The following is a 26355-nucleotide window of genomic DNA, read 5'->3' as shown; positions in this document are numbered from 1 at the left end:
GCATTACCTGCTAATGTCGGCTGGTGGTACTATCGTCGCTATTCGTATAAGTAATTGTCTTAATTATGCTAACTCGCCTCCTTTTCAGAACTTAGCCCCTTCGGGGTGCTGATATACTGGGATGCGATACAGAAATATGAACACGTTCAAAACACGAACAGTCCAGGAGAATTTAAATGGCTGCCATTAATACGAAAGTCAAAAAAGCCGTTATCCCCGTAGCGGGATTAGGAACCAGGATGTTGCCGGCGACGAAAGCCATCCCGAAAGAGATGCTGCCACTTGTCGATAAGCCATTAATTCAATACGTCGTGAATGAATGTATTGCGGCTGGCATTACTGAAATTGTGCTGGTTACTCACTCATCTAAAAACTCTATTGAAAACCACTTTGATACCAGTTTTGAACTGGAAGCAATGCTGGAAAAACGTGTAAAACGTCAACTGCTTGATGAAGTGCAGTCTATTTGTCCGCCACACGTGACTATTATGCAAGTTCGTCAGGGGCTGGCGAAAGGCCTGGGACACGCGGTATTGTGTGCTCACCCGGTAGTGGGTGATGAACCGGTAGCTGTTATTTTGCCTGACGTTATTCTGGATGAATATGAATCCGATTTATCACAGGATAACCTGGCAGAGATGATCCGCCGCTTTGATGAAACGGGTCATAGCCAGATCATGGTTGAACCGGTTGCTGATGTGACCGCATATGGCGTTGTGGATTGCAAAGGCGTTGAATTAGCGCCGGGTGAAAGCGTACCGATGGTTGGCGTGGTTGAAAAACCAAAAGCGGATGTTGCGCCGTCTAATCTCGCTATTGTGGGTCGTTACGTACTTAGCGCGGATATTTGGCCGTTGCTGGCAAAAACCCCTCCTGGAGCTGGTGATGAAATTCAGCTCACTGACGCAATTGATATGCTGATCGAAAAAGAAACGGTTGAAGCCTATCATATGAAAGGGAAGAGCCATGACTGCGGTAATAAATTAGGTTACATGCAGGCCTTCGTTGAATACGGTATTCGTCATAACACCCTTGGCACGGAATTTAAAGCCTGGCTTGAAGAAGAGATGGGCATTAAGAAGTAACATCCGTATCGGTGTTTTCCACGAAACGGCGTTGAGCAATCGACGCCGTTTTTTTATAGCTTATTCTTATTATATTGTCTTAAACCGGACAATAAAAAATCCCGCCGATGGCGGGATTTTTAGCATGTGCAATCTACAAAAGATTATTGCTTGATCAGGAAATCGTCGAGGGATTTACCTTGCTCATCCATTGCTTTTTTGATTACAGCTGGAGTACGGCCCTGGCCAGTCCAGGTTTTAGTTTCGCCGTTTTCGTCAACGTAGCTATATTTTGCCGGACGCTGAGCACGCTTAGCTTTGGTGCCAGATTTAACGGCAGCAAGGCTATTCAGCAGTTCGTTCGGGTCAATACCGTCAGCGATCAGCATTTCGCGATATTGCTGCAGTTTACGAGTGCGCTCTTCAACTTCAGCAGCAGCCGCGCTTTCTTCTTCGCGACGTTCGTTAACAACAACTTCTAATTTTTCCAGCATTTCTTCCAGCGTTTCAAGTGTACATTCTCTTGCCTGCGCACGAAGAGTACGGATGTTGTTCAGAATTTTAAGTGCTTCGCTCATTGTAGTAATCTCAAACTTATATTGGGGTGGTTTGTTGAGGTAATAATAGAGCCTTAAATTCAGTTGTGCAATAGCCAGGAATGTAAGGAATTCAAAATTGTTCTTTATTTTGTGCCGCCAATAAATATCTTTTCATAAAATTAGCCAGAAAAGACGCGGCATATAGCCCTATTTGCACCGATGATTTCGCAGCACGTGAGGTTAAAACTTCCTGATTCATGTCACATTTTATGGGGAGATAATCGTAGGCTGACGACCTTTCAGTCTTCTGTATTAGCCGTGTTTACGAGAATTCCCTATTAAGCGAATGATGAAAAGTAGAACAGTCGCAATAAGAGCAGGGACTTAGTATTGCACTATCTCCTGGAGGTCAACAGAGGGCTATTACATGCGCAACAGGTTAAAGATTGTGAATAGTTACCGGCAGTCATTTACCCGCTTATAACAAGCGAGGCAGTTGTAATGATAGCTCAGAAGGATTATGCAAGGCTTCGTAAGGGAGAACGCATATACCACTTCTGTGCATACTGTTGAGCTGAAAAACTGACGAATTATGATAAACTCCAGCCAACTTTATTTCATATCATTGAGGGCCTGTGGCTGATGGCACAGCTATATTTCTACTATTCCGCAATGAATGCGGGTAAGTCTACAGCATTGTTGCAATCTTCATACAATTACCAGGAACGCGGCATGCGCACTGTCGTATATACGGCAGAAATTGATGATCGCTTTGGTGCCGGGAAAGTCAGTTCGCGTATAGGTTTGTCATCACCTGCAAAATTATTTAACCAAAATTCATCATTATTTGATGAGATTCGTGCGGAACATGAACAGCAGGCAATTCATTGCGTACTGGTTGATGAATGCCAGTTTTTAACCAGACAACAAGTATATGAATTATCGGAGGTTGTCGATCAACTCGATATACCCGTACTTTGTTATGGTTTACGTACCGATTTTCGAGGTGAATTATTTATTGGCAGTCAATACTTACTGGCATGGTCCGACAAACTGGTTGAATTAAAAACCATCTGTTTTTGTGGCCGTAAAGCAAGCATGGTGCTGCGTCTTGATCAAGCAGGCAGACCTTATAACGAAGGTGAGCAGGTGGTTATTGGTGGTAATGAACGCTACGTTTCTGTATGCCGTAAACACTATAAAGAAGCGTTAGAAGTCGGCTCATTAACGGCTATTCAGGAAAGGCATCGCCACGATTAATAAGAATTTCTTTACTGACAGGGTGAGCAGGGCGCTTTTATCCTGTCAGTTCGTTTTACGCACTTCTTCCGGGCTATACACCCTTCTCGGCAGTTTTTTAACGCCGCTATACGCCTCACAGAGCGCTTATACACCGACATTGACTTGTAACCTGTAAAGTACAATATCGCTGTGTGTAGGCGTTATACATCGTCGCAAATATGATGAAGGACAATGCTGCCGGTTTATGGAAAAGTTGTTTTGGGAAAACAAAAAACGGCCCCAGAAGGGGTAATGCCAGTCAGTTAAGCAACTGACTGGCTCTTTTTCGGGGCTGTGGGGTATTTCCAGGGCCTCTCCTTTACCACTCTCGGGAAGGCCCTTTCCCTTCTTGTCGGTAATTTCACTGGTTGTCCCATACTTGCAAGATCGCGCATCAGCTCCGGTATACGTCCCGGTGAAGCGTATGGCGTCCGTCATCGACGTCAGCAGATGGCAGACTTTTCCTTTGCGCGTCACGGTCAGCAGGCGGGCTGTCACCTCATTTCCCAGTCCCGGCCACTTTTTTCGTGCCTGCGGGCTGATGTTCAGCTTCACCAGATGATCGCCTTTACCCAGTTTTCTGATCTCTTCATATTGCGCTCCCTTTCTGAGAGGGATCATCCAGTGGCGGTGTTCTCCCGCCAGGCTCCAGGCATTTAACAGTCCTGGTGAGTAATAACCTTTATCCATTAACGTCAGAGTGTTATCGCCGGTTTGTTCTATAAGTTGCTCAGCAAGCTCATTTTCGCTGTTCTTCATCGTGCCGAAGGCTGCAGTCGTCAGCAGATGGCTGGTCAGTTCCATCTGGCAGACCATTTTGACCTGCGGGTAGAGCGCCGGGTTCCCGGCATGTGTCTGGCGGGGGAAGGCTGCATCGTTCTCTGGTGTATCCGGTGTGCGCCAGAACACACCATCGATGGCCAGCAGGGTCAGGCCGCACCAGTGCGGATGCGGCGTGGCGTTATGCCAGAGCTGCGCTGTTTTCGTGAACACGCGGCGGACAGCCTCAATTCCCAGACGCTGGCGGGTCTGAATAACGGCACTGGGGGCAACGAAGGGGCGATTGCCCGGCAGCATGATGTCCAGGCGATTCACAATCTGGTGAAGAGGTTCTTTACGCTCAAGCGCCATGCCAACAATACACCAGACCATCATTTCGAGGGGAAGACGGCGCTTGCGTAGCGTTACAGTACCTGATTCGGCAAGGCAACGAGAGATGAGTTTGGGGGCGAGGTAATCCCCCAGAGAAGTCAGTGGGTTACGCAGAGAATCGTAACGGGATACCAAATCAAGGGCCTGCCCAATGAGCATACAAAAATCCGGAAACGAGTGAGCGTTTCCGGATTCTTACACAGCCACTGGATCGGTCAACTGATCCTTAACTGACTGGCATTACCCCAGAAGGGGCCGTTTATGTTGCCAGACAGCGCTACTGATTAAGCGGATTTTTTCGCTTTTTTCTCAGCTTTAGCCGGAGCGGCTTCTTTCTTCGCTGCAGTTTCGCCTTCTACATAATCACGACCGTAGTAAGTATCCAGCAGAATCTGTTTCAGCTCGGAGATCAGCGGGTAACGCGGGTTAGCGCCGGTGCACTGGTCATCGAATGCATCTTCAGACAGTTTATCCACGTTCGCCAGGAAGTCTGCTTCCTGAACGCCAGCTTCACGGATAGATTTCGGAATACCCAGTTCAGCTTTCAGCGTTTCCAGCCATGCCAGCAGTTTCTCGATCTTAGCTGCAGTACGGTCGCCCGGTGCGCTCAGACCCAGGTGGTCGGCAATTTCAGCATAACGACGGCGAGCCTGCGGACGGTCATACTGGCTGAATGCAGTCTGCTTGGTCGGGTTGTCATTCGCGTTGTAGCGAATAACGTTACAAATCAGCAGGGCGTTTGCCAGACCGTGCGGAATATGGAACTGGGAACCCAGTTTGTGCGCCATTGAGTGACATACACCCAGGAAGGCGTTCGCAAACGCGATACCCGCGATAGTCGCTGCACTGTGAACACGTTCACGCGCTACCGGATTTTTAGACCCTTCGTGGTAGGACGCTGGCAGATATTCTTTCAGTAGTTTCAGTGCCTGCAGAGCCTGACCATCAGAGAACTCAGATGCCAGTACAGAAACATAAGCTTCCATGGCGTGAGTTACTGCGTCCAGACCACCGAAAGCACACAGGGACTTCGGCATGTCCATAACAAGGTTGGCGTCGACAATCGCCATATCCGGGGTCAGTGCATAGTCTGCCAGCGGATATTTCTGACCAGTAGTGTCGTCAGTTACAACCGCAAACGGAGTGACTTCAGAACCTGTACCAGAAGTGGTGGTGACAGCGATCATTTTCGCTTTCACACCCATTTTCGGGAACTTGTAGATACGTTTACGGATATCCATAAAGCGCAGCGCCAGTTCTTCGAAGTGAGTTTCCGGATGTTCGTACATAACCCACATGATCTTCGCAGCGTCCATCGGGGAACCACCACCCAGCGCGATAATCACGTCTGGTTTGAAGGAGTTTGCCAGTTCTGCACCTTTACGAACGATGCTCAGGGTCGGGTCAGCTTCTACTTCGAAGAAGACTTCAGTTTCAACGCCTGCTGCTTTCAATACGGAAGTGATCTGATCAGCATAGCCATTGTTGAACAGGAAGCGGTCAGTCACGATGAGCGCACGTTTGTGGCCATCAGTAATCACTTCATCCAGCGCGATTGGCAGGGAGCCACGGCGGAAGTAGATAGATTTCGGAAGTTTGTGCCACAACATGTTTTCAGCTCGCTTAGCAACGGTTTTCTTGTTGATCAGGTGTTTCGGACCAACGTTTTCAGAGATGGAGTTACCACCCCAGGAACCACAACCCAGAGTCAGGGAAGGTGCGAGTTTGAAGTTATACAGGTCACCGATACCACCCTGAGAAGCCGGGGTGTTAATCAGGATACGAGCCGTTTTCATTTTCTGACCGAAGTAAGAAACGCGAGCCGGTTGGTTATCCTGGTCAGTGTACAGGCAAGAGGTATGACCGATACCGCCCATAGCAACCAGTTTCTCTGCTTTTTCTACCGCGTCTTCGAAATCTTTAGCACGGTACATTGCCAGAGTCGGGGACAGTTTTTCATGTGCGAACGGTTCGCTTTCATCAACAACGGTCACTTCACCGATCAGAATCTTGGTGTTTTCTGGTACAGAGAAGCCTGCCAGTTCAGCAATTTTATAGGCTGGCTGACCAACGATAGCCGCGTTCAGCGCACCGTTTTTCAGGATAACGTCCTGAACAGCTTTCAGCTCTTTACCCTGCAACAGATAGCCGCCGTGGGTTGCGAAACGTTCACGTACTGCGTCATAAACAGAGTCAACAACAACAACAGACTGTTCAGAAGCACAGATTACACCGTTGTCGAAGGTTTTGGACATCAGTACAGATGCAACTGCACGTTTGATATCAGCAGTTTCATCGATAACAACCGGAGTGTTGCCCGCGCCTACGCCGATAGCTGGTTTACCGGAGCTGTATGCGGCTTTAACCATGCCCGGACCACCAGTCGCGAGGATCAGGTTGATGTCTGGGTGGTGCATCAGTGCGTTAGACAGCTCAACAGAAGGTTGATCGATCCAGCCGATCAGATCTTTCGGAGCACCGGCAGCGATAGCAGCCTGTAGAACGATATCAGCCGCTTTGTTGGTTGCATCTTTTGCACGCGGGTGCGGGGAGAAGATAATGGCGTTACGGGTCTTCAGGCTGATCAGCGATTTGAAGATAGCAGTTGAAGTCGGGTTAGTGGTCGGAACGATACCGCAAATAATACCGATGGGTTCAGCGATAGTGATGGTACCAAAAGTGTCGTCTTCAGACAGAACACCACAGGTTTTTTCATCTTTATAGGCGTTGTAAATATATTCAGAAGCAAAGTGGTTTTTGATCACTTTATCTTCGACGATACCCATGCCGGATTCGGCAACGGCCATTTTCGCGAGTGGGATTCGAGCATCTGCAGCAGCCAGAGCGGCGGCGCGGAAGATTTTGTCTACTTGCTCTTGAGTGAAACTGGCATATTCACGCTGGGCTTTTTTTACACGCTCTACGAGTGCGTTAAGTTCAGCGACATTAGTAACAGCCATAATGCTCTCCTGATAATGTTAAACTTTTTTAGTAAATCATCTGCTCGAATACGAGAGTATAGTCAGTGCGGTGATGATTTGCTTAACCGATGGAAATCAAAAGCTTACTCGCGCTCACACTCACTGTGATTTACTAAAAGAGTTTAAACATTAGAGTTATTATCTCTAATGCGTCACTTCCAGGTGGCGTAAGCAAGATTACTCACTTCTGGGTACTGATTACGTGATCCAAATCAAAATTTTGCAAAGCTGACACCTTTCAGCATGGCTTTTCGCCATTATAGCTAACAGTTAATAAATTGTAGTATGATTTGTTGGCTACATTAGCATGTTTTGCACAACTAGGTAACAATAACGAATGATAGCAATTTTAAGTAGTTAGGAGGTGAAAAATGCTGTCAAAAGGCGTATTGTCAGCGCGTCTTTTCAACCTTATTTATGGCTAACATTATCCGGCTTTTGCTTCGGAGCTAACCGTGATTCAGACCCTTTTTGATTTTCCCGTTTACTTCAAATTTTTCATCGGGTTATTTGCGCTGGTCAACCCGGTAGGGATTATTCCCGTCTTTATCAGCATGACCAGTTATCAGACAGCGGCAGCGCGAAACAAAACTAACCTTACAGCCAACCTGTCTGTGGCCATTATCTTGTGGATCTCGCTTTTTCTCGGCGACACGATTCTACAACTTTTTGGTATATCAATTGATTCATTCCGTATCGCCGGTGGCATCCTGGTGGTGACAATAGCGATGTCGATGATCAGCGGCAAGCTTGGTGAGGATAAACAGAACAAGCAAGAAAAATCAGAAACCGCGGTACGTGAAAGCATTGGTGTGGTGCCATTGGCGTTGCCGTTGATGGCGGGGCCAGGGGCGATCAGTTCTACCATCGTCTGGGGTACGCGTTATCACAGCATTAGCTATCTGTTTGGTTTCTTTGTGGCTATTGCATTGTTCGCTTTATGTTGCTGGGGATTGTTCCGCATGGCACCGTGGCTGGTACGAGTTTTACGCCAGACCGGCATCAACGTGATTACGCGTATTATGGGGCTATTGCTGATGGCGTTGGGGATTGAATTTATCGTTACTGGTATTAAGGGGATTTTCCCCGGCCTGCTTAATTAATTCCTTTCAAATGAAACGGAGCTGCCATGCTCCGTTTACTTCGTCATTATTTTTACTTTGTTCCTGCGCAGTTATCAAAAGCAAAAGGAATAGGTAAAAATATTCTTCTCAAATTACAGTTAGTTATAGGGATTTCCTTAACTGCTTCTCCTCACCATCATGTTATTTTCGCCACATCATAATCCTGGGCTTGCTGAAGAATAATTGAAATGATATTAGTAATTCCACTGCCTTTGGTAGAGGAAAGTGCTAAATAATAATCAATTGTTAAATTATTGTGCATTTCACTACTGGAACTGTAATCAGAAAAGAGAGACATGCTTAACCAACCTCTATTTGATTGAATTGAAAGATGTTTGTTAAGGCATGGATGCAAGCTATAGATTCTGATACGGTCAATAAAAGAGAATTGCTTAACAATTTTGCAAAATGTATTGGCGAGTAAGAACCGCATTTGGTACTTTCCGGGCAACCGCCAGGCGATTCTTTATTGGTAATGAGAATAATTAACAATTAAAGATCGTCGCGAAAGAATAATGTGTCTCGACAGGGGAGACACAGTACGAATCGACATAAGGTGATCGTCTGAATCACCAGAATAAATAAAGTCGGTGATAGTAATACGTAACGATAAAGTAACCTGACAGCAGAAAGTCTCCGAGCCTGTGCAGGGTCCCAATCCGGGATTACACATGCTGGTTAATACCAGTAATTATAATGAGGGAGTCCAAAAAACAATGACCAACATCACCAAGAGAAGTTTAGTAGCAGCTGGCGTTTTGGCTGCGCTTATGGCAGGGAATGTCGCGCTGGCAGCTGATGTACCCGCAGGTGTCACACTGGCGGAAAAACAAACGCTGGTACGTAACAATGGTTCAGAAGTTCAGTCATTAGATCCGCACAAAATTGAAGGTGTTCCGGAGTCTAATATCAGCCGAGACCTGTTTGAAGGCTTACTGGTCAGCGATCTTGACGGTCATCCGGCACCTGGCGTCGCTGAATCATGGGATAATAAAGACGCGAAAGTCTGGACCTTCCATTTGCGTAAAGATGCGAAATGGTCTGATGGCACGCCAGTTACAGCACAAGACTTTGTGTATAGCTGGCAACGTTCTGTTGATCCAAACACTGCTTCTCCGTATGCCAGTTATCTGCAATATGGGCATATCGCCGGTATTGATGAAATTCTTGAAGGGAAAAAACCGATTACCGATCTCGGCGTGAAAGCTATTGATGATCACACATTAGAAGTCACCTTAAGTGAACCTGTTCCGTACTTCTATAAATTACTTGTTCACCCATCAACTTCACCGGTGCCAAAAGCCGCTATCGAGAAATTCGGCGAAAAATGGACCCAGCCTGGTAATATCGTCACCAACGGTGCCTATACCTTAAAAGATTGGGTCGTAAACGAACGAATCGTTCTTGAACGCAGCCCGACCTACTGGAACAACGCGAAAACCGTTATTAACCAGGTAACCTATTTGCCTATTGCTTCTGAAGTTACCGATGTCAACCGCTACCGTAGTGGTGAAATCGACATGACTTATAACAACATGCCGATCGAATTGTTCCAGAAGCTGAAAAAAGAGATCCCGGACGAAGTTCACGTTGATCCATACCTGTGCACTTACTATTACGAAATTAACAACCAGAAACCGCCATTTAATGACGTGCGTGTGCGTACCGCACTGAAATTGGGTATGGACCGCGATATCATTGTTAATAAAGTGAAAGCGCAGGGCGACATGCCCGCCTATGGTTACACTCCACCATATACTGATGGCGCAAAATTGACTCAGCCGGAATGGTTTGGCTGGAGCCAGGAAAAACGTAACGAAGAAGCGAAAAAACTGCTGGCTGAAGCGGGTTATACCGCAGACAAACCGTTGACCATCAACCTGTTGTATAACACCTCCGATCTGCATAAAAAGCTGGCGATTGCTGCCTCTTCATTGTGGAAGAAAAACATTGGTGTAAACGTCAAACTGGTTAACCAGGAGTGGAAAACGTTCCTCGACACCCGTCACCAGGGCACTTTTGATGTGGCCCGTGCAGGCTGGTGTGCAGACTACAACGAACCAACTTCCTTCCTGAACACCATGCTGTCGAACAGCTCAATGAATACCGCGCATTATAAGAGCCCGGCCTTTGACAGCATTATGGCGGAAACGCTGAAAGTGACTGACGAGGCGCAGCGTACAGCTCTGTACACTAAAGCAGAACAACAGCTGGATAAGGATTCGGCCATTGTTCCTGTTTATTACTACGTGAATGCGCGTTTGGTGAAACCGTGGGTTGGTGGCTATACCGGCAAAGATCCGCTGGATAATACCTACACCCGGAATATGTACATTGTGAAGCACTAATGGCAATACGTGGGGCAGGAGTGTCCTGCTCCACGGTGTCTGATTTTTATCGCATTACAGAAGGCACAGGCCAGAAGGTAGGGCAATGTTAAAATTTATTCTACGTCGCTGTCTGGAAGCGATTCCGACGCTATTTATTCTTATTACTATTTCGTTCTTTATGATGCGCCTCGCTCCGGGCAGTCCTTTTACCGGCGAACGTACTTTACCACCGGAAGTGATGGCCAATATCGAAGCGAAATATCATCTTAATGATCCGATCATGACACAGTATTTCAGCTACCTGAAACAACTGGCGCATGGCGATTTCGGTCCATCGTTTAAATATAAAGATTATTCGGTCAATGACCTGGTTGCATCCAGTTTTCCCGTTTCTGCCAAACTGGGAGCCGCAGCATTTTTTCTTGCGGTAATACTGGGTGTTAGTGCTGGCGTTATTGCCGCATTAAAGCAAAACACCAAATGGGACTATACCGTGATGGGGCTGGCAATGACCGGGGTTGTTATCCCCAGTTTTGTGGTTGCGCCATTATTAGTCATGATATTTGCGATCATTTTGCATTGGCTGCCGGGCGGTGGCTGGAATGGTGGAGCGCTTAAATTCATGATATTGCCAATGGTGGCGTTATCACTCGCCTATATCGCCAGTATTGCGCGTATTTCCCGTGGCTCTATGATTGAGGTTTTACACTCCAACTTTATTCGTACTGCCCGGGCGAAAGGGTTACCTATGCGGCGGATCATTTTACGCCACGCATTAAAACCTGCTCTGTTACCCGTGCTCTCCTATATGGGGCCCGCATTTGTCGGCATTATTACCGGTTCGATGGTCATCGAAACCATTTATGGTTTACCGGGGATTGGGCAATTGTTCGTTAATGGCGCATTGAACCGTGACTATTCCTTAGTGTTAAGTCTGACCATTCTGGTTGGCGCGTTAACCATTTTGTTTAATGCCATTGTCGATGTGCTATATGCGGTTATCGACCCGAAAATCCGTTACTGATACTGGAGCTCGCGATGATGTTAAGTAAGAAAAACAGCGAGACGCTGGAAAATTTCAGTGAAAAGCTGGAGGTCGAAGGGCGCAGCTTGTGGCAGGACGCACGTCGACGTTTTATGCATAACCGTGCGGCGGTTGCCAGTCTGATAGTGCTGGTGCTGATCGCGTTATTTGTAATCCTGGCACCGATGCTTTCGCAGTTTGCCTATGACGATACTGACTGGGCGATGATGTCCAGCGCCCCGGATATGGAGTCCGGTCACTACTTTGGTACTGACTCATCCGGTCGCGACCTGCTTGTGCGCGTTGCGATTGGCGGGCGTATCTCACTCATGGTCGGTGTTGCTGCGGCACTGGTGGCAGTGGTCGTGGGGACACTTTATGGTTCGCTTTCCGGTTATCTGGGCGGTAAAGTGGATTCGGTAATGATGCGTCTGCTGGAAATCCTCAACTCCTTCCCATTCATGTTCTTCGTCATTTTGCTGGTGACCTTTTTCGGTCAAAACATCCTGCTGATTTTCGTGGCGATTGGCATGGTTTCCTGGCTGGATATGGCTCGTATTGTGCGTGGGCAAACCCTGAGTCTGAAGCGCAAAGAGTTTATTGAGGCGGCACAAGTTGGCGGTGTATCGACGCCGGGCATTGTTATTCGCCACATTGTGCCGAACGTACTCGGTGTGGTGGTGGTCTATGCGTCGCTTCTGGTGCCCAGCATGATCCTCTTTGAATCTTTCCTTAGCTTCCTGGGATTAGGTACGCAAGAGCCGTTAAGCAGCTGGGGTGCATTGCTGAGTGATGGCGCGAACTCGATGGAAGTCTCTCCATGGTTACTGTTGTTCCCTGCGGGATTCCTCGTGGTAACGCTGTTTTGTTTCAACTTTATCGGCGATGGCTTGCGTGATGCCCTCGACCCGAAAGATCGTTAAGGAGTGCAGCCATGAGCGTAATTGAAACTGCAACTGTGCCGCTCGCACAACAACAGGCTGACGCACTGCTGAACGTGAAAGATTTGCGTGTCACCTTTAGTACCCCGGATGGCGACGTCACGGCGGTCAATGATTTGAATTTTTCGCTACGTGCCGGAGAAACGCTGGGCATCGTAGGTGAGTCTGGTTCGGGCAAATCGCAAACCGCATTTGCGTTGATGGGCCTGCTGGCTGCCAACGGACGTATTGGCGGATCGGCAACCTTCAATGGGCGTGAAATCCTCAATTTGCCAGAGCGTGAACTCAATAAACTGCGAGCTGAACAAATCTCAATGATTTTTCAGGACCCAATGACTTCGTTGAATCCCTATATGCGCGTCGGTGAGCAGTTGATGGAAGTGCTGATGCTGCATAAGAACATGAGCAAAGCTGAGGCGTTTGAAGAATCGGTGCGGATGCTCGATGCGGTAAAAATGCCGGAAGCGCGTAAACGCATGAAAATGTACCCGCACGAATTTTCTGGCGGCATGCGTCAGCGAGTCATGATTGCGATGGCATTGCTATGTCGACCTAAGCTGCTGATTGCGGATGAACCCACTACTGCGCTGGACGTCACCGTACAGGCGCAGATCATGACGCTATTGAATGAACTGAAGCGGGAATTTAATACCGCCATCATTATGATTACCCACGATCTTGGCGTGGTAGCGGGGATCTGCGACAAAGTGCTGGTAATGTACGCCGGGCGCACGATGGAATATGGCAACGCGCGCGATGTCTTTTATCAACCCGTACATCCTTATTCTATCGGTTTGCTCAACGCGGTGCCGCGTCTCGATGCGGAAGGTGAAACAATGTTGACTATTCCGGGTAATCCGCCAAACCTGCTGCGATTACCGAAAGGTTGCCCGTTCCAGCCACGTTGTCCGCATGCGATGGACATTTGTAGTAGCGCACCGCCGCTGGAAGAGTTTACGCCTGGCCGTCTGCGTGCTTGCTTTAAACCAGTGGAGGAACTGTTATGAATGCTGTAACCGAAGGAAGAAAAGTCCTCCTCGAAATCGCCGATCTGAAAGTGCACTTTGAAATCAAAGATGGCAAACAGTGGTTCTGGCAACCGCCGAAAACGCTCAAAGCCGTCGATGGTGTAACTCTTCGCCTGTATGAAGGGGAAACATTAGGTGTGGTAGGGGAATCGGGATGCGGGAAGTCCACCTTTGCTCGCGCCATCATTGGCTTGGTTAAAGCGACCGACGGTCATGTGGCCTGGTTAGGTAAAGAGTTGCTGGGCATGAAGCCCGATGAATGGCGTGCCGTACGCAGTGATATTCAGATGATTTTCCAGGATCCGTTGGCATCACTGAACCCGCGTATGACCATCGGCGAGATCATCGCTGAACCACTGCGTATTTATCATCCGAAAATGTCACGCCAGGAAGTTCGCGAGCGCGTGAAGGCGATGATGCTGAAAGTCGGTTTGTTGCCTAACCTGATTAACCGCTATCCGCATGAGTTCTCCGGTGGGCAGTGCCAGCGTATCGGGATTGCTCGTGCTCTTATTCTTGAACCGAAGCTGATTATCTGTGATGAGCCGGTGTCGGCGCTGGACGTGTCAATTCAGGCGCAGGTGGTCAACCTGCTCCAGCAGTTGCAACGTGAGATGGGATTGTCATTAATTTTTATCGCTCACGACCTGGCCGTGGTAAAACACATTTCCGATCGTGTGCTGGTGATGTATCTCGGCCATGCGGTAGAACTGGGGACCTATGATGAGGTCTACCACAATCCGCTACATCCTTACACCAGGGCATTGATGTCGGCAGTCCCCATACCTGATCCGGATCTGGAGAAGAACAAAACCATCCAGTTACTGGAAGGGGAATTACCGTCGCCGATCAACCCGCCTTCCGGTTGTGTTTTCCGTACCCGTTGTCCGATTGCAGGTCCGGAGTGCGCCAAAACACGTCCTGTGCTGGAAGGGAGTTTCAGACACGCCGTTTCTTGCCTGAAAGTCGATCCGCTTTAAAAGCAATAAGGGCTGACAGTTGTCAGCCCTTTTTCACGCCAAAAGCGATTATTTATTCCCGCCAGATGATATGGCAAAGTTTGTGATCTTTTTCGCGGCATAACAGAATGCGCGCGAAAACATCGTTGATTTCACCATCTTCACTGTCCGCCAGACCAATCACCACTTCGGCAAAAAAGTCCGGGTTCAAATCGAAATCAACATGTTCCAGCCAGTCTTCCGCCGGATCGAATAACTCCGCGCCGCCGCGCTCTTCAAACTGAAGATTGAACAGCAGAACATCAGCTGGATCGAGATTGTCGGCAGCCAGTTCGAGAAAAATATCGTAGGCCTGCTCAAGCGTTTCATCTTCAGTCAGGCGATTGTTTAGATCCATATCCATAGTCACTACCTGTTTAACCTCTGTTGGCGACGTTTTACAGCAACGGGCTGAAGAAGTAAAACAGTCGCTCGGCGACACGTTGCCATAATGGACGTTTTAGCCATAAACGGGCATCGAGCAGACGAGAACGCGAAATATAATCGTCCTGAACGGCGGCGAGGTCTGCACCAAAACCTTTATCGTCGATTGCCAGGGTAATCTCGAAATTTAGCCACAGACTACGCATATCAAGGTTAACGGTGCCAACCAGACTTAGTTCACCATCGACCAGCACGCTCTTGGTATGCAGTAACCCGCCTTCAAACTGATAAATTTTAACCCCAGCAGCCAGCAGTTCTGTAAAGAATGCGCGACTGGCCCAGCCGACCAGCATCGAGTCATTTTTTCGCGGAAGGATAATACTGACATCCACCCCGCGCTGCGCCGCCGTGCAAATCGCATGAAGTAAATCATCGCTTGGCACAAAATAGGGCGTTGTCATGATCAAATATTCACGAGCCGAATAAGCAGCAGTCAATAATGCCTGGTGAATGAGATCTTCCGGAAAGCCGGGGCCAGAAGCAATTGTGTGAATAGTGTGACCGCTGGCCTGCTCAAACGGCATAATATTGACATCTGGTGGCGGCGGCAGAATACGTTTCCCGGTTTCAATCTCCCAGTCGCAGGAATAAATAATCCCCATCGCGGTGGCGATGGGGCCTTCCATACGCGCCATCAGATCAATCCATTGCCCTACGCCCGCATCTTGTTTGAAGTAGCGAGGGTCGACCATATTCATGCTGCCGGTGTACGCGATGTAATTATCAATCATGATCATCTTGCGATGTTGGCGCAGGTCCATACGGCGTAAAAACACACGCATCAGATTGACCTTTAAGGCTTCGACAACTTCAATACCGGCATTACGCATTAGCTCGGGCCACGGGCTGCGGAAAAAAGCCACACTCCCGGCGGAGTCGAGCATCAATCGGCAATGAATACCGCGCCGTGCAGCGGCCATTAATGATTCAGCCACCTGGTCCGCCATGCCGCCGGGCTGCCAGATATAAAACACCATCTCAATATTATGGCGCGCGAGCTGGATGTCGCGGATTAACGCCTGCATCACATCATCTGACTCGGTCATCAGTTGTAGCTGATTCCCTTTGACCCCAGCGATCCCCTGACGACGCTCGCAAAGCTTGAATAATGGCGCAGCGACACTGCTATTTTCTTCGGCGAAGATATGCTTACAGGCTTTAAGGTCGTTAAGCCATTTTGCGGTGGAAGGCCACATCGCTCTGGCGCGCTCAGCGCGGCGTTTGCCTAAATGGAGCTCGCCAACGGCAAGATAGGCAATAATTCCGACTAACGGCAGAATGTAAATAATCAACAGCCAGGCCATCGCGGAGGGAACTGCGCGTCGTTTCATTAGAATGCGTAAAGTTACGCCTGCAATGAGCAACCAGTATCCCAGAATGGCCAACCAACTCACCAACGTATAAACGGTTGTCATAGATTAGAAATCCTTTTGAAAGCGCATTGTTATGAGTTTACGCATATGGATTCATCTGGCAAATAAAAACGCGGGAAAAGCACTGGTCAGCGTCAGGGGCGGGGGTATAATGACCATTCTGTTGTTGCATAGAGTAGTTAACATGAAGCGGAGTAGAACGGAAGTGGGGCGCTGGCGCATGCAGCGTCAGGCTAGCCGACGTAAATCGCGTTGGCTTGAGGGGCAGTCGCGCCGAAATATGCGTATCCACAGCATCAGGAAGTGCATTCTAAACAAACAGCGTAACTCGTTATTGTTTGCGATCTACAATATCTAAATGTACTGGGCACCATTGCGGTGCCCAATAAGTTTACTCTTCCGTCTTTAAACTCTATTTTTGCGCCGATTCTTTACTGTCAGCTTTCGTTTCTTGTTCATCGTTATCGCTGAAAATGCCATGACCGGAGTTCAACAACATTGAAACGAGCATATCATTATTAATCTCTTCACCATTTAAAACTCGCGCCAGAATTTCGCTGCCAAACAGTTGTGGTGAGAGAATGATATCCGGATGTACCATCTTAATCTTATTCAGGTTTTTGCTATCACTGACGGCGAGAACTGTTTTGACATCACTGCTCATATCTTTTGCCGAGAGTACAACAAACGCGTTATCTGCATCGTTATCACTCAGCGCCAGAATGGCCCGGCAACGATCGATTCCCGCTTTCTTTAACACTGAACTGTCATTACTGTCACCGGGGATAACATCGGCGTTATCGCCTAAGCGTTGCTCAAGTTGCTTGATATCATCTTCAGGCAAGTTGCTGATAACCGTTACGTTTTGTCCGCGTTGATTCAGTTGCAGAATCGTATTGATGGCGAGAATCGAATGTCCGCAAACAATAAAATGATCTTTACGATGCATTGTATGATTGTTTCCTTTTACAAGTTTGTTGAATCCCCCGCGGATAAGCGGACCAAAAATTGAGGTCATAGATGTGGCAAAAACGGTAATGCCGGAAATAATGACCGAAATAGTGAACAATCGTGCTGATTCAGAAACAGGGACAATATCGCCATAGCCGACGGTTGACATGGTTTCTATCGAAAAATAGAACGCGGTCATCAAACTTTCTATTCGCGGATTAAAACCTTCGCTTAAATAAAGCGCACCGTAAGTGGAGTAAAATAGTAACGTCGTGAAACTAATAAATGCGAAAATTGTCCCGGCTGCTGCGCTACTGTGGGAGAAGTCTTTGCGCAGTATCAGCAAAAACACCAGCGTAAAAATGCAAAATCCAATACTAAATTTCAGCCAGGGATAAAAATGCAGAGTGTAAATTAGCGCTATCAACAACAAAATGATACTGATTGCCCATGCGAGCTTTGCCCGGAACAGTAAGCCAATGGAGTTCAGGACAAGAAATACGCCGAGCATAAAGAGTGGGGCGTTTGCCAGCAAGGAGAGATCCAGCTCTGAAAATGCTTTGATATGGAAAATATCAAGCAAATTGACCGACATACCATAGATTGTTTTAAAAATAAGCAATCCATTTAAAAAGACGGCCAGCGCGAGAATGTCGTGCCGTAGGGTCACCCATAACTTTGTTGCTGTTTGTTTGAATGTAGTCCAGTGACTCACTGATACCTCTGTAACCACAATTTTGTTTAATTATCTCAACGTGCACATTTTCTGAACATACATGCAGCGCGTGAATGTGTTAAACAATAGTAGATGACTTTATCCGCAGTAATCAAAGGTTTTGAGTGAGCAACTCTGCGTCAGGAAAGGGCATTTTCCTGAATATGTTCACATCATATAAAGAAATACAGATAAAGTTATTATCTGCTTGTGGTGGTGAATGCACTGACCGACCTATAAGGAAAGGCCAAACAAGAACACGGTTGCAAAAACCGTGCCCTTAAATATTGAATTTCTATTCAGAACACTTTCTTAAATGGTTTCACTGAAACGTGTTCATAGACTCCTGCCGCTACGTACGGGTCAGCATCGGCCCAGGCCTGAGCTGCTTCCAGCGACTCAAATTCAGCAATAACGGTTGAGCCAGTAAATCCCGCAGCCCCTGGATCGTTACTGTCTACCGCTGGCATTGGACCGGCGGTCAACAAACGACCTTCATCATGCAGTAACTGTAAACGTGCCAAATGTGCCGGACGAACGGAAAGGCGTTTTTCGAGGCTATCAGCTTTGTCTTGAGCGTAAATAACATACAACACAGGCACAACTCCTTGTTCGGGAAAGTTGTAAAGTACGTTATTTGAAAGGGCGAAGATCTGCAACGGAAAGATGATGTCTTTGTTAAGACCATGCATAAAGTAAGGTCAATTACGCCAAAAATGACATTTTCACTGATCCTGATCGTCTTGCCTTATTGAATATGATTGCTATTTGCATTTAAAATCGGGACCTGGTTTTTCTACTGAAATGATTATGACTTCAATGACCCTTGATTTACCTCGCCGCTTCCCCTGGCCGACGTTACTTTCGGTCTGCATTCATGGTGCTGTTGTGGCGGGTTTGCTCTATACCTCGGTACATCAGGTTATTGAACTACCTGCGCCTGCGCAGCCGATTTCTGTCACGATGGTTGCGCCTGCTGATCTTGAACCGCCACAAGCCGTTCAGCCACCACCGGAGCCGGTGGTAGAGCCAGAACCGGAACCTGAGCCGATCCCTGAACCGCCAAAAGAAGCTCCGGTGGTCATTGAAAAGCCGAAGCCGAAACCTAAGCCAAAACCGAAGCCGGTGAAAAAGGTGGAGCAGCCAAAACGCGATGTCAAACCCGTAGAGTCGCGTCCGGCATCACCGTTTGAAAATACGGCACCCGCGCGCCCGACATCAAGTACGGCAACGGCTGCAACCAGCAAGCCGGTTACCAGTGTGGCTTCAGGACCACGCGCATTAAGCCGTAATCAGCCGCAGTATCCGGCACGAGCACAGGCATTGCGCATTGAAGGGCAGGTTAAAGTTAAATTTGATGTCACGCCAGATGGTCGCGTGGATAACGTACAAATCCTCTCAGCCAAGCCTGCAAACATGTTTGAGCGTGAGGTGAAAAATGCGATGCGCAGATGGCGTTATGAGCCGGGTAAGCCAGGCAGTGGGATTGTGGTGAATATCCTGTTTAAAATTAACGGCACTACCGAAATTCAGTAAGCATAAAGTCAAAAGCCTCCGACCGGAGGCTTTTGATTATTACTCAACGGGTAAGGCGCGAGGTTTTCCTTCGGGATCAACCGCGACATACTTAAATAATGCTTCTGTTGCTTTATAGCGTTGCCCGATTGGTTCAGACGCCACTTTTTTCACCCACACTTCAATATTAATGCTGACTGATGTCGTCCCTTTCTGGACACAGCGTGCATAGCAGCACACCACATCGCCGACCGCAACCGGCCGTAAGAAAGTCATTCCTTCAACCCGCACGGTCACTACACGACCATGGGCAATTTCTTTCGCCAGAATAGCGCCGCCAATATCCATTTGTGACATTAACCAACCACCAAAGATGTCACCATTGGCATTGGTATCGGCGGGCATGGCTAAAGTACGTAAAACAAGATCGCCCTGAGGGACGTTATGTGTTGTAGACATGGTAAAACCGACTTAAAAGGAAAATCACAGGCGCGATGCTACTATGATTTTCCTGAGGAGAACAGAGGAGATACAGCGCCAGCCCCTGAAGGACTGGCAGTCTGGTTAGGATTTATCTTCCTGCGGCATGTGGCGGTAGATATAGATACCGCTTAACAATGTGAAGATTAAGGTAAGGGCGGTCAGGCCAAAGACTTTAAAGTTGACCCAAATATTTTGCGGCAGCCAGAATGCGATGTAGATGTTTGCCAGACCGCAAAGGATAAAGAAAACAGCCCAGGCCAGATTCAGCTTCGACCATACCGATTGCGGCAGGGTGAGTTCTTTACCCAGCATCCGCTGAATTAGCGGCTTTTTCATCACCCATTGGCTGACTAACAGGGCACCCGCAAACAGGGCATAAATGACAGTAACCTTCCATTTAATAAACTCATCATTGTGGAAGAACAGCGTCAAGCCACCGAAGACGACCACCAGAACAAAAGTGATCAGGGCCATCTTCTCAACCTTACGAAAGCGAACCCAGCTATATATAAGCACAATCGCCGTGGCGACGATGAGCGCCGCAGTAGCCGCATAGATGTCATAAATCTTGTAAAACGCGAAAAAGACAACCAGCGGTAAAAAATCAAGAAACTGCTTCATTTTACGATTCCGTAATCAAATGCTTAAGGTTATTGGCGAATCAACATATACAGGCGGAACAGATAGATGAGCAATACGGCTGAAATCAGGTTGCTCAAGGTGTTCGCCAGTACGGCACCAATTTCCGGGGTTAATGCGGCAAAAGAAGAGGCAAAAAGCAGCAACAGTGTTTTTGCCAGCAACCAGCTCAGTACTGCGGGTGCCACCAGACGCATATTCGCCCATGTCAGCCGCATACTGCTACGCATCGAGGCAAAAACGCCCATTTTGTCCTGTACCAGCATCACCGGTGCCAGAGCCAGTAAAATGGCCATGATAATTCCCGGAACGACCACCAGCATGATGCCAATCTGTACTAAAAGGGTAGTCAGAAAAATCAGAATAAATAACTTTGGTAATATCGGCGCACTGGCACCAATAGCTCGCAGCGCACTGACTCTCTGACCCGCAGACACCAGCTGGATAATTAATATTACGCCCCCGGCGAGAATGGCGTTACCGATTAATCCTGAAAAAGTGGACGCCGCTGAAGCCTGCAGCAAAATTTGTTGCTGTTCCGGTGACATATTCTGAACCAGGTCGAACAACCCACTACTGCCGCTAACGGGTACGCCGTCATTGAGCTGCGCAAGCTGTGCATCACTGGGTGAGAAAACATGCCCTAACACCACTGTGATAAACGCACATAGCAACGATACCAACAGAATGGTCATAAATTGATTACGGAAAAAATTTCCGGTGTCACGGTATACGGACTGCGCCGTGATAGACATGCACTCTCCTTGAGTTTTATGCAGGTGTTAATTAGCGGGCAATTGTACCCTGGTTAAGCCCCGGGTGGCAGCATCAGGTCTTGTATGGAAAAGCATATCTTTGTAAAGCGGAGGTAATTGCTGGCCTTCAGGCGTGGGCAAACCGCTGAAAGTGGCGAGCGAGTTAATATTTGCGTAGCGAAATATATAAAAATTGATTTAAATCACATTAACCAGGATTTTCAATGCAACTTCTAAATTAATCCAGATCAATAAAGGGTGAATTACCATATGTAATGTGATCTGTGTAGGATCATTTGTTACCCCAATGTGGGTATATTCGTCACGTTTTTATAACCATAACGACGGAGCGGATATGAAAAAGTTAACAGTGGCGGCTTTGGCAGTAGCAACTCTTCTCTCTGGCAGTGCCTTTGCACATGAAGCCGGCGAATTTTTTATGCGTGCAGGTTCTGCAACCGTACGTCCAACAGAAGGTGCTGGTGGTACGTTAGGAAGTTTGGGTGGATTCAGCGTGACCAATAACACTCAACTGGGCCTGACGTTTACTTATATGGCGACCGACAACATTGGTGTGGAATTACTGGCAGCAACGCCGTTCCGCCATAAAATCGGCACCCGGGCGACCGGCGATATTGCAACCGTTCATCATCTGCCGCCAACACTGATGGCGCAGTGGTATTTTGGTGATGCCAGCAGCAAATTCCGTCCTTACGTTGGTGCAGGTATTAACTACACCACCTTCTTTGATAATGGATTTAACGATCATGGCAAAGAGGCGGGGCTTTCCGATCTCAGTCTGAAAGACTCTTGGGGAGCTGCCGGGCAGGTGGGGGTTGATTATCTGATTAACCGTGACTGGTTGGTTAACATGTCAGTGTGGTACATGGATATCGATACCACGGCTAAGTACAAATCTGGTGTTACTACCGTAAAAGACTCGGTACGACTGGATCCGTGGGTGTTTATGTTCTCCGCAGGATATCGTTTTTAATTTTCTCTGCAAAACCTCTGCAAAACCCCTCTGCAAAACTGGTCATCAAATGACCAGTTTTTTCCATTCCTTACCGCGTGCGTCGTTGTAAATATCGGTCATTTTTTGATTCGAATGGCCCAGCAAAATTTTGGTATCAACCCCCTGCTCTCTGAACAATCGCTCTGATAAAGATCTCTGCTCATGGAAAGAGGGTGGGGTGCCATTAGCACGCCAGTTGTAATCCACAGAATCCCGGGCTTTTTTAAATGCAACGGTTAATGTTGCTGGCTTAACCATCCCGCCGCGCTTAGCTGTCCCTTTCGCGTGATGGTGGTGCAATAGCCACGGACTAAGAACGCAATCGCGGCAGGATGACACCACATCATCTAGGGTGAGATTTAATTTATCGCAACGCAGAGCCAGAGGGATGGCAATCCGGGTTCCTGTTTTTTGCTGTTCGACATGAAGATAACCATCCCGGATATCCGAAAATTGCATTTTGCAAATATCTGAAAGGCGCTGGCCTGTCATCAGTGCCAGCAGCATACCGCGCTGTAAAAAGTAACCATCCTTTTCCGCTGCGTTATAAATCATCATCCACTCATCAAAAGTCAGTCGCTGTCTTGATATCCGCACCTGCGGTTTTTTTGCCGATTCTGCAGGGTTAAAGCCTGGCGGGACATCGCCCGTTTGCTGAGCTTCCCGGAAAACATCGATCAGTACTTTCCTGAAAATTTGTCCCATTCTGTTATGTCCTCTGGCCTTGTACTCTTCCAGTACTGATACCACATCTTTTACGGTTATGGCATCTAACGGTCTGGTGCCAAAACGTTCATCAAATACCCTGAGAGGGGCCGCTTTCTGTTTCAGCGTGTTGAGTTTGATCTCGCCGTTTTCATATCTTTCCTGTTGAATTTTTCTGTAATTATTCAGAAAAATGGTAACGGTTGATGAACCGCCGGTGTCACTAATAATTTTCTCCTGCAGACTGAGCATTTGTTCCATTTGCTGCCGGGCAAGACGGCTGTTCGCTTCTGCTGCAATAGTTTCTGCCAGTTTCTGGTCAATACTGCCGAGACCGTGATTTTTGCCTGTTATGGGATGCCTGTAACGCCAGTAAACTTTGTTATTTCTTTTGTCAAAATACGGAGATAATCCCGGAACATCGGTTTTATATTTTCGCGGGCGCGCCATCTTCCAGTATCCTCTTCAAAGCAGGGTGATCTGTGGCGATCACCTCCGGCTTGTTTACCATTCCGACAAAGCGAGCTTGCGGATCCACTCGCCAGCGTCTTCCAACTTTTTTGGGGAGAGGAAATATCATTCCGGCTTTAGCGTATTTACTTAACGTACTCGGAGTAGGGACCGGTTCACTGAATTCCTCCTTTGCCCACTCAGTGAGCAGAATAAGTCTTGCCATGAGCGTCGTTCGCTAATCATGGTCGCCGCCACTATAGCTGGTGGGCAACGACCGGGGTTGAACATTAAAAATCAGCCTGATTTGGGATCAGTTTTTGCCAGATAGCTGAAACGTATTTTGCCTGGTAACGGGCGTCATCAAGTGCATTATGGCGCTCACCTTCGAATGGAATAGCCGTTCTGGCATCGAAGTCTATGGCTTTCCCCAGCTCAACGATTGTGCGTACATCGCGATCGTTGTAGTAACGCCACGGGCAGGGGATCCCCTGCCGTTCGTATGAACGGCGCAAAATCGTGTTGTCGAAGTTGGCTCCATTTCCCCAAACCTGAACAAAAAATTCACCGGAGTTTTCGTCGATAAATTCCCGCAATTGTAACAGTGCATCATCTAACGGGATTTCATCGGTCATAATGGCAGATTGCGCTTCGCGTGATTGCTTAAGCCACCATTTAATGGTGTCCCGATCAATGACTCCGCCAGCAGTTTCCAGATCGATAGTCTTACTAAATTCCGGTCCCATATCTCCGGTTTGCGGATCGAAAAATATTGCACCTATTGAGATGATCGGGGCATCAGGATTTTTTCCCATGGTTTCAAGGTCGATCATTAGATGGTCACACGTCCTGCTGGTGGATGTGATTTCGTGATGACCGTTCACCTTAATTGGGTGATCTGCCGTCTCGCCAGTTTCATTATCGCTATTGTGATGCTGATTGCCGCCAGTGTTCTCCTTGTGTGGATGTTCAGCGCCTTCCATTTCCTCCGGATCATCTTCCTGAACTTCAACCTGATACTCTTCATCGAATGTTTCTTGGTATGTTGCGTCGCCCATCACCGCGCCACAATCAGGACAGTTGCCGCCGCCGGTCTGACCGCAGGCGGTGCAGGCTTTTTCCACTTCCTGGTGCGCCACTGGTTCAGGCTGTTTCGTTTCTGGCTCGTTTTGTAACGCATTTGGACTGTTTTGTTCCGCTTTTTGGTAGTTCCGTTCCGATTCATGCTGGTTCTGGCTCACAGAATCGCGGGTCTGGATCCCCTTAATCCATTTCGGATCATTCGGGTCACTAATCCCTTCAACAAATTCACCACGTGATGCAGCAAGCAACTTATCGGCGTCAGGCTGGCTGATATTGGCTGCCTGCATAATTTTGTTTACTTCGTCAGCGGTAACTTTTATCGGCTCTGGTTGTTCTGAATCTTCAGCGGTATCTACATTTTGCGGTAAGCCCGTGTATGTGCCATTTTTTCGGGCAAAATATTCTTCTTTTGTGATTTCAGTGGCGCCAGCAGCCAGTGCCTTATCCAGACCAGAAAGTTTGTTTGCGCGACCGTATTTTTCTCCGTCCTTATCTGCGAAGAGGAAATAGAACGGCCCCTCACGCTCTACAGATGGTTCAGCTTCCGGCGCGGTTTCATTTTTTGGGATATCAGATACCTCAGTTTCCACTGCATCAGTTTGTGTTTCTGATGACTGGAGAACATCAACAGTGCCCAGGTCTGTTTCTTCATTCTCAAACACGCCCTTTGTCGTCAGGTATTCGCAGATATATTTGTTCAGTGCTACGGGATCTTTGTGAATGTCGATCGGACGCTCACGGACAAGGCCAAAAATAGTTTGGCGGTCGTAGCGAAGGGCATCAGGCTGTTTGCGCATTGATGCCGAGATACGCTTCCAGTCTTCGCGGTCGTTGTCGATAACTTCTTTTTTTGCCCAGCGATGGATGCTGCCGTCAATGTTTCCGGCATCCACATCACCAGGCCAGAGAGCGTAGGCCAGTTCGTCATCCAGTGTTTTCCATGTCTGCTTGTATTCGCGATGAATGGCAGCAATGACCGGGCTGATTTTTCCTGTTGAATTTTCAGTGTACTGTTGATTGGCTCTGGCGCGGGCGAGATCAACAACAGACGTGTATTTTCCGGTTTCCTTGCGTTCACCTTCGCGACGTTTTTTCCAGATGCGCATCTCTGCCTGAATTTCGGGCCATTTAGCACCAGGAATACATTTATGCTTAACCCACCCAATGGCGTGCAACTTAAGCTCCGGATACATGGCGTTAACTTCTGGCATTTTCATCAACGCTTCAACGATATGTCCGTCGAATGTTGCCATGTCTTCCTGCAACAATTCCTGTGCGCTAATAACCATATCAACGGTGATGTTTTCACATGTGTCGAACTTAACCATGACAGCGTTCTGTACTTCAGGGGCCAGCTTGTCAAAAGTGACGTTCATCGGATCGGATTCAGTCTCGACCGGAACAAAGGAAGCAGACGCCTCATCCCAGCGGTTTTCCTGCATATATTCAGCATCCCAGGAATCGAGGGCAGGGCGGGGTATACCGGGTTTATCCTCGCAAACAAGAAATTTATAAGCGCAGTCCTGAGCAGCCGGATAATGTTCCAGGAATTGCCAGTGAAATTTTGCGCGGGCGCGACGTTCATCACCGGCTTCAATGGCAGTGGCTACAGCGACGGCACCTTCTTCCTTTATTGCCTGTTCGTCCGGAATGGCGGCGCAAATAAAGACTTTACTCATTTTGTTTTACCTCATTACAGATTTAAGGGTGAACAAATCCCTGCCATTGCTGGCATATAAGAATGAAATCGGATGTTTATTACGGA

At 47.9% G+C, this 26355-nt stretch carries 25 protein-coding genes and 2 pseudogenes; 12 read left to right on the top strand and 15 right to left on the bottom strand.

Features of this window, described 5'->3' with window-relative positions:
* Nucleotides 1-176: 176 nt before the first annotated feature.
* On the top strand, nt 177-1085 hold the full coding sequence (gene galU / locus EAS44_RS14475) for a UTP--glucose-1-phosphate uridylyltransferase GalU (protein WP_000718995.1): 909 nt from the start codon (nt 177-179) through the stop codon (nt 1083-1085).
* Between the two features lie 143 nt (nt 1086-1228).
* Here galU and hns read toward each other — a convergent pair whose 3' ends face one another.
* Nucleotides 1229-1642 carry a histone-like nucleoid-structuring protein H-NS gene (gene hns, locus EAS44_RS14470; RefSeq protein ID WP_001287378.1) on the bottom strand — a complete coding sequence of 138 codons (414 nt, stop codon included), beginning with the start codon at nt 1640-1642 and terminating at the stop codon, nt 1229-1231.
* Nucleotides 1643-2245: 603 nt separating this feature from the next.
* Here hns and tdk point away from each other — a divergent pair.
* The gene (gene tdk, locus EAS44_RS14465) at nt 2246-2863 is read left to right on the top strand and encodes a thymidine kinase (RefSeq protein WP_000068076.1); all 618 of its coding nucleotides are present in this window, start codon (nt 2246-2248) and stop codon (nt 2861-2863) included.
* Between the two features lie 284 nt (nt 2864-3147).
* On the opposite strand, the pseudogene EAS44_RS14460 reads toward tdk, so the two are convergent.
* Together EAS44_RS14460 and adhE are read right to left on the bottom strand one after the other, a co-directional pair.
* Nucleotides 3148-4195: pseudogene (locus EAS44_RS14460) on the bottom strand (IS4 family transposase).
* Nucleotides 4196-4320: 125 nt separating this feature from the next.
* Complete coding sequence (gene adhE, locus EAS44_RS14455) at nt 4321-6996, bottom strand: bifunctional acetaldehyde-CoA/alcohol dehydrogenase (protein ID WP_000301660.1); 2676 nt, start codon at nt 6994-6996, stop codon at nt 4321-4323.
* Nucleotides 6997-7388: 392 nt separating this feature from the next.
* On the opposite strand from adhE, the gene ychE (EAS44_RS25395) reads away from it, so the two are divergent.
* Both ychE (EAS44_RS25395) and ychE (EAS44_RS14450) read left to right on the top strand, forming a co-directional pair.
* Nucleotides 7389-7442, top strand: a complete 54-nt coding sequence (gene ychE, locus EAS44_RS25395) for a protein YchT (RefSeq protein WP_211180492.1) — start codon at nt 7389-7391, stop codon at nt 7440-7442.
* A 30-nt stretch (nt 7443-7472) separates the two neighbouring features.
* A complete protein-coding gene (gene ychE / locus EAS44_RS14450; protein WP_000616773.1) occupies nt 7473-8120 on the top strand; it encodes an NAAT family transporter YchE in 648 nt (215 codons plus the stop codon).
* Between the two features lie 157 nt (nt 8121-8277).
* Here the strand turns inward: ychE (EAS44_RS14450) and EAS44_RS25155 are convergent, their stop codons facing one another.
* The gene (locus EAS44_RS25155) at nt 8278-8439 is read right to left on the bottom strand and encodes a hypothetical protein (protein WP_000051910.1); all 162 of its coding nucleotides are present in this window, start codon (nt 8437-8439) and stop codon (nt 8278-8280) included.
* Nucleotides 8440-8857: 418 nt separating this feature from the next.
* On the opposite strand from EAS44_RS25155, the gene oppA reads away from it, so the two are divergent.
* The 5 genes from oppA (at nt 8858) to oppF (ending at nt 14444) form a co-directional block, all read left to right on the top strand.
* Nucleotides 8858-10489 (top strand): oligopeptide ABC transporter substrate-binding protein OppA, encoded by a 1632-nt coding sequence (oppA, locus tag EAS44_RS14445; protein ID WP_001297114.1) that lies wholly within the window; start codon nt 8858-8860, stop codon nt 10487-10489.
* A gap of 85 nt (nt 10490-10574) precedes the next feature.
* Nucleotides 10575-11495, top strand: coding sequence for an oligopeptide ABC transporter permease OppB (oppB, locus tag EAS44_RS14440; RefSeq protein WP_000911108.1), 921 nt, complete (start codon nt 10575-10577; stop codon nt 11493-11495).
* Nucleotides 11496-11509: 14 nt separating this feature from the next.
* Nucleotides 11510-12418 (top strand): oligopeptide ABC transporter permease OppC, encoded by a 909-nt coding sequence (gene oppC / locus EAS44_RS14435; protein ID WP_000979659.1) that lies wholly within the window; start codon nt 11510-11512, stop codon nt 12416-12418.
* 11 nt (nt 12419-12429) lie between these two features.
* Nucleotides 12430-13443 carry a murein tripeptide/oligopeptide ABC transporter ATP-binding protein OppD gene (gene oppD, locus EAS44_RS14430; protein ID WP_000110950.1) on the top strand — a complete coding sequence of 338 codons (1014 nt, stop codon included), beginning with the start codon at nt 12430-12432 and terminating at the stop codon, nt 13441-13443.
* Nucleotides 13440-14444 carry a murein tripeptide/oligopeptide ABC transporter ATP-binding protein OppF gene (oppF, locus tag EAS44_RS14425; protein WP_000994894.1) on the top strand — a complete coding sequence of 335 codons (1005 nt, stop codon included), beginning with the start codon at nt 13440-13442 and terminating at the stop codon, nt 14442-14444. Before oppD ends, oppF begins: the two co-directional genes overlap by 4 nt.
* A gap of 52 nt (nt 14445-14496) precedes the next feature.
* Here the strand turns inward: oppF and yciU are convergent, their stop codons facing one another.
* Complete coding sequence (yciU, locus tag EAS44_RS14420; protein WP_000366957.1) at nt 14497-14826, bottom strand: HI1450 family dsDNA-mimic protein; 330 nt, start codon at nt 14824-14826, stop codon at nt 14497-14499.
* 34 nt (nt 14827-14860) lie between these two features.
* Complete coding sequence (cls, locus tag EAS44_RS14415) at nt 14861-16321, bottom strand: cardiolipin synthase (RefSeq protein WP_000214516.1); 1461 nt, start codon at nt 16319-16321, stop codon at nt 14861-14863.
* A 142-nt stretch (nt 16322-16463) separates the two neighbouring features.
* On the opposite strand from cls, the gene yciY reads away from it, so the two are divergent.
* Entirely contained in the window at nt 16464-16637 is a 174-nt protein-coding gene (yciY, locus tag EAS44_RS14410) for a YciY family protein (RefSeq protein WP_001309467.1), read from the top strand.
* Nucleotides 16638-16691: 54 nt separating this feature from the next.
* Here yciY and kch read toward each other — a convergent pair whose 3' ends face one another.
* Nucleotides 16692-17945, bottom strand: coding sequence for a voltage-gated potassium channel protein (gene kch, locus EAS44_RS14405; RefSeq protein ID WP_001313775.1), 1254 nt, complete (start codon nt 17943-17945; stop codon nt 16692-16694).
* A 299-nt stretch (nt 17946-18244) separates the two neighbouring features.
* Entirely contained in the window at nt 18245-18541 is a 297-nt protein-coding gene (yciI, locus tag EAS44_RS14400; protein WP_000967595.1) for a YciI family protein, read from the bottom strand.
* Nucleotides 18542-18764: 223 nt separating this feature from the next.
* Between yciI and tonB the strand changes: the two genes are divergently transcribed.
* Complete coding sequence (tonB, locus tag EAS44_RS14395) at nt 18765-19481, top strand: TonB system transport protein TonB (protein ID WP_001357407.1); 717 nt, start codon at nt 18765-18767, stop codon at nt 19479-19481.
* A 39-nt stretch (nt 19482-19520) separates the two neighbouring features.
* Here tonB and yciA read toward each other — a convergent pair whose 3' ends face one another.
* The 4 genes and pseudogenes from yciA to EAS44_RS14375 all read right to left on the bottom strand — a co-directional run.
* Nucleotides 19521-19919: an acyl-CoA thioester hydrolase YciA gene (yciA, locus tag EAS44_RS14390; protein WP_000108160.1), complete on the bottom strand. Its 399-nt coding sequence runs from the start codon at nt 19917-19919 to the stop codon at nt 19521-19523.
* A gap of 105 nt (nt 19920-20024) precedes the next feature.
* Nucleotides 20025-20564, bottom strand: a complete 540-nt coding sequence (gene yciB / locus EAS44_RS14385; protein ID WP_000808672.1) for a septation protein A — start codon at nt 20562-20564, stop codon at nt 20025-20027.
* Between the two features lie 29 nt (nt 20565-20593).
* Nucleotides 20594-21337, bottom strand: coding sequence for a YciC family protein (gene yciC / locus EAS44_RS14380; protein WP_000028546.1), 744 nt, complete (start codon nt 21335-21337; stop codon nt 20594-20596).
* Nucleotides 21338-21364: 27 nt separating this feature from the next.
* Nucleotides 21365-21454: pseudogene (locus tag EAS44_RS14375) on the bottom strand (YkgJ family cysteine cluster protein); the annotation flags it as partial.
* Nucleotides 21455-21692: 238 nt separating this feature from the next.
* On the opposite strand from EAS44_RS14375, the gene ompW reads away from it, so the two are divergent.
* Nucleotides 21693-22331, top strand: a complete 639-nt coding sequence (ompW, locus tag EAS44_RS14370; protein WP_001350853.1) for an outer membrane protein OmpW — start codon at nt 21693-21695, stop codon at nt 22329-22331.
* 45 nt (nt 22332-22376) lie between these two features.
* On the opposite strand, the gene EAS44_RS14365 is transcribed toward ompW, so the two are convergent.
* The 3 genes from EAS44_RS14365 to EAS44_RS14355 all read right to left on the bottom strand — a co-directional run bounded on the left by EAS44_RS14365 (nt 22377) and on the right by EAS44_RS14355 (nt 26269).
* A complete protein-coding gene (locus EAS44_RS14365) occupies nt 22377-23507 on the bottom strand; it encodes a phage integrase Arm DNA-binding domain-containing protein (protein ID WP_000113674.1) in 1131 nt (376 codons plus the stop codon).
* The gene (locus EAS44_RS14360; protein ID WP_000113189.1) at nt 23485-23733 is read right to left on the bottom strand and encodes an excisionase; all 249 of its coding nucleotides are present in this window, start codon (nt 23731-23733) and stop codon (nt 23485-23487) included. The genes EAS44_RS14365 and EAS44_RS14360 overlap by 23 nt, the downstream gene beginning before the upstream one ends.
* Before the next feature lie 64 nt (nt 23734-23797).
* Nucleotides 23798-26269, bottom strand: coding sequence for an exonuclease (locus EAS44_RS14355; protein ID WP_000048435.1), 2472 nt, complete (start codon nt 26267-26269; stop codon nt 23798-23800).
* Nucleotides 26270-26355: the final 86 nt, after the last annotated feature.

It is taken from the genome of Escherichia coli DSM 30083 = JCM 1649 = ATCC 11775 (genome assembly GCF_003697165.2).
Taxonomy (GTDB): domain Bacteria; phylum Pseudomonadota; class Gammaproteobacteria; order Enterobacterales; family Enterobacteriaceae; genus Escherichia; species Escherichia coli.
Note: the sequence above shows the minus strand (reverse complement) of the source record. Positions and strands in the feature narration are given on the sequence as shown.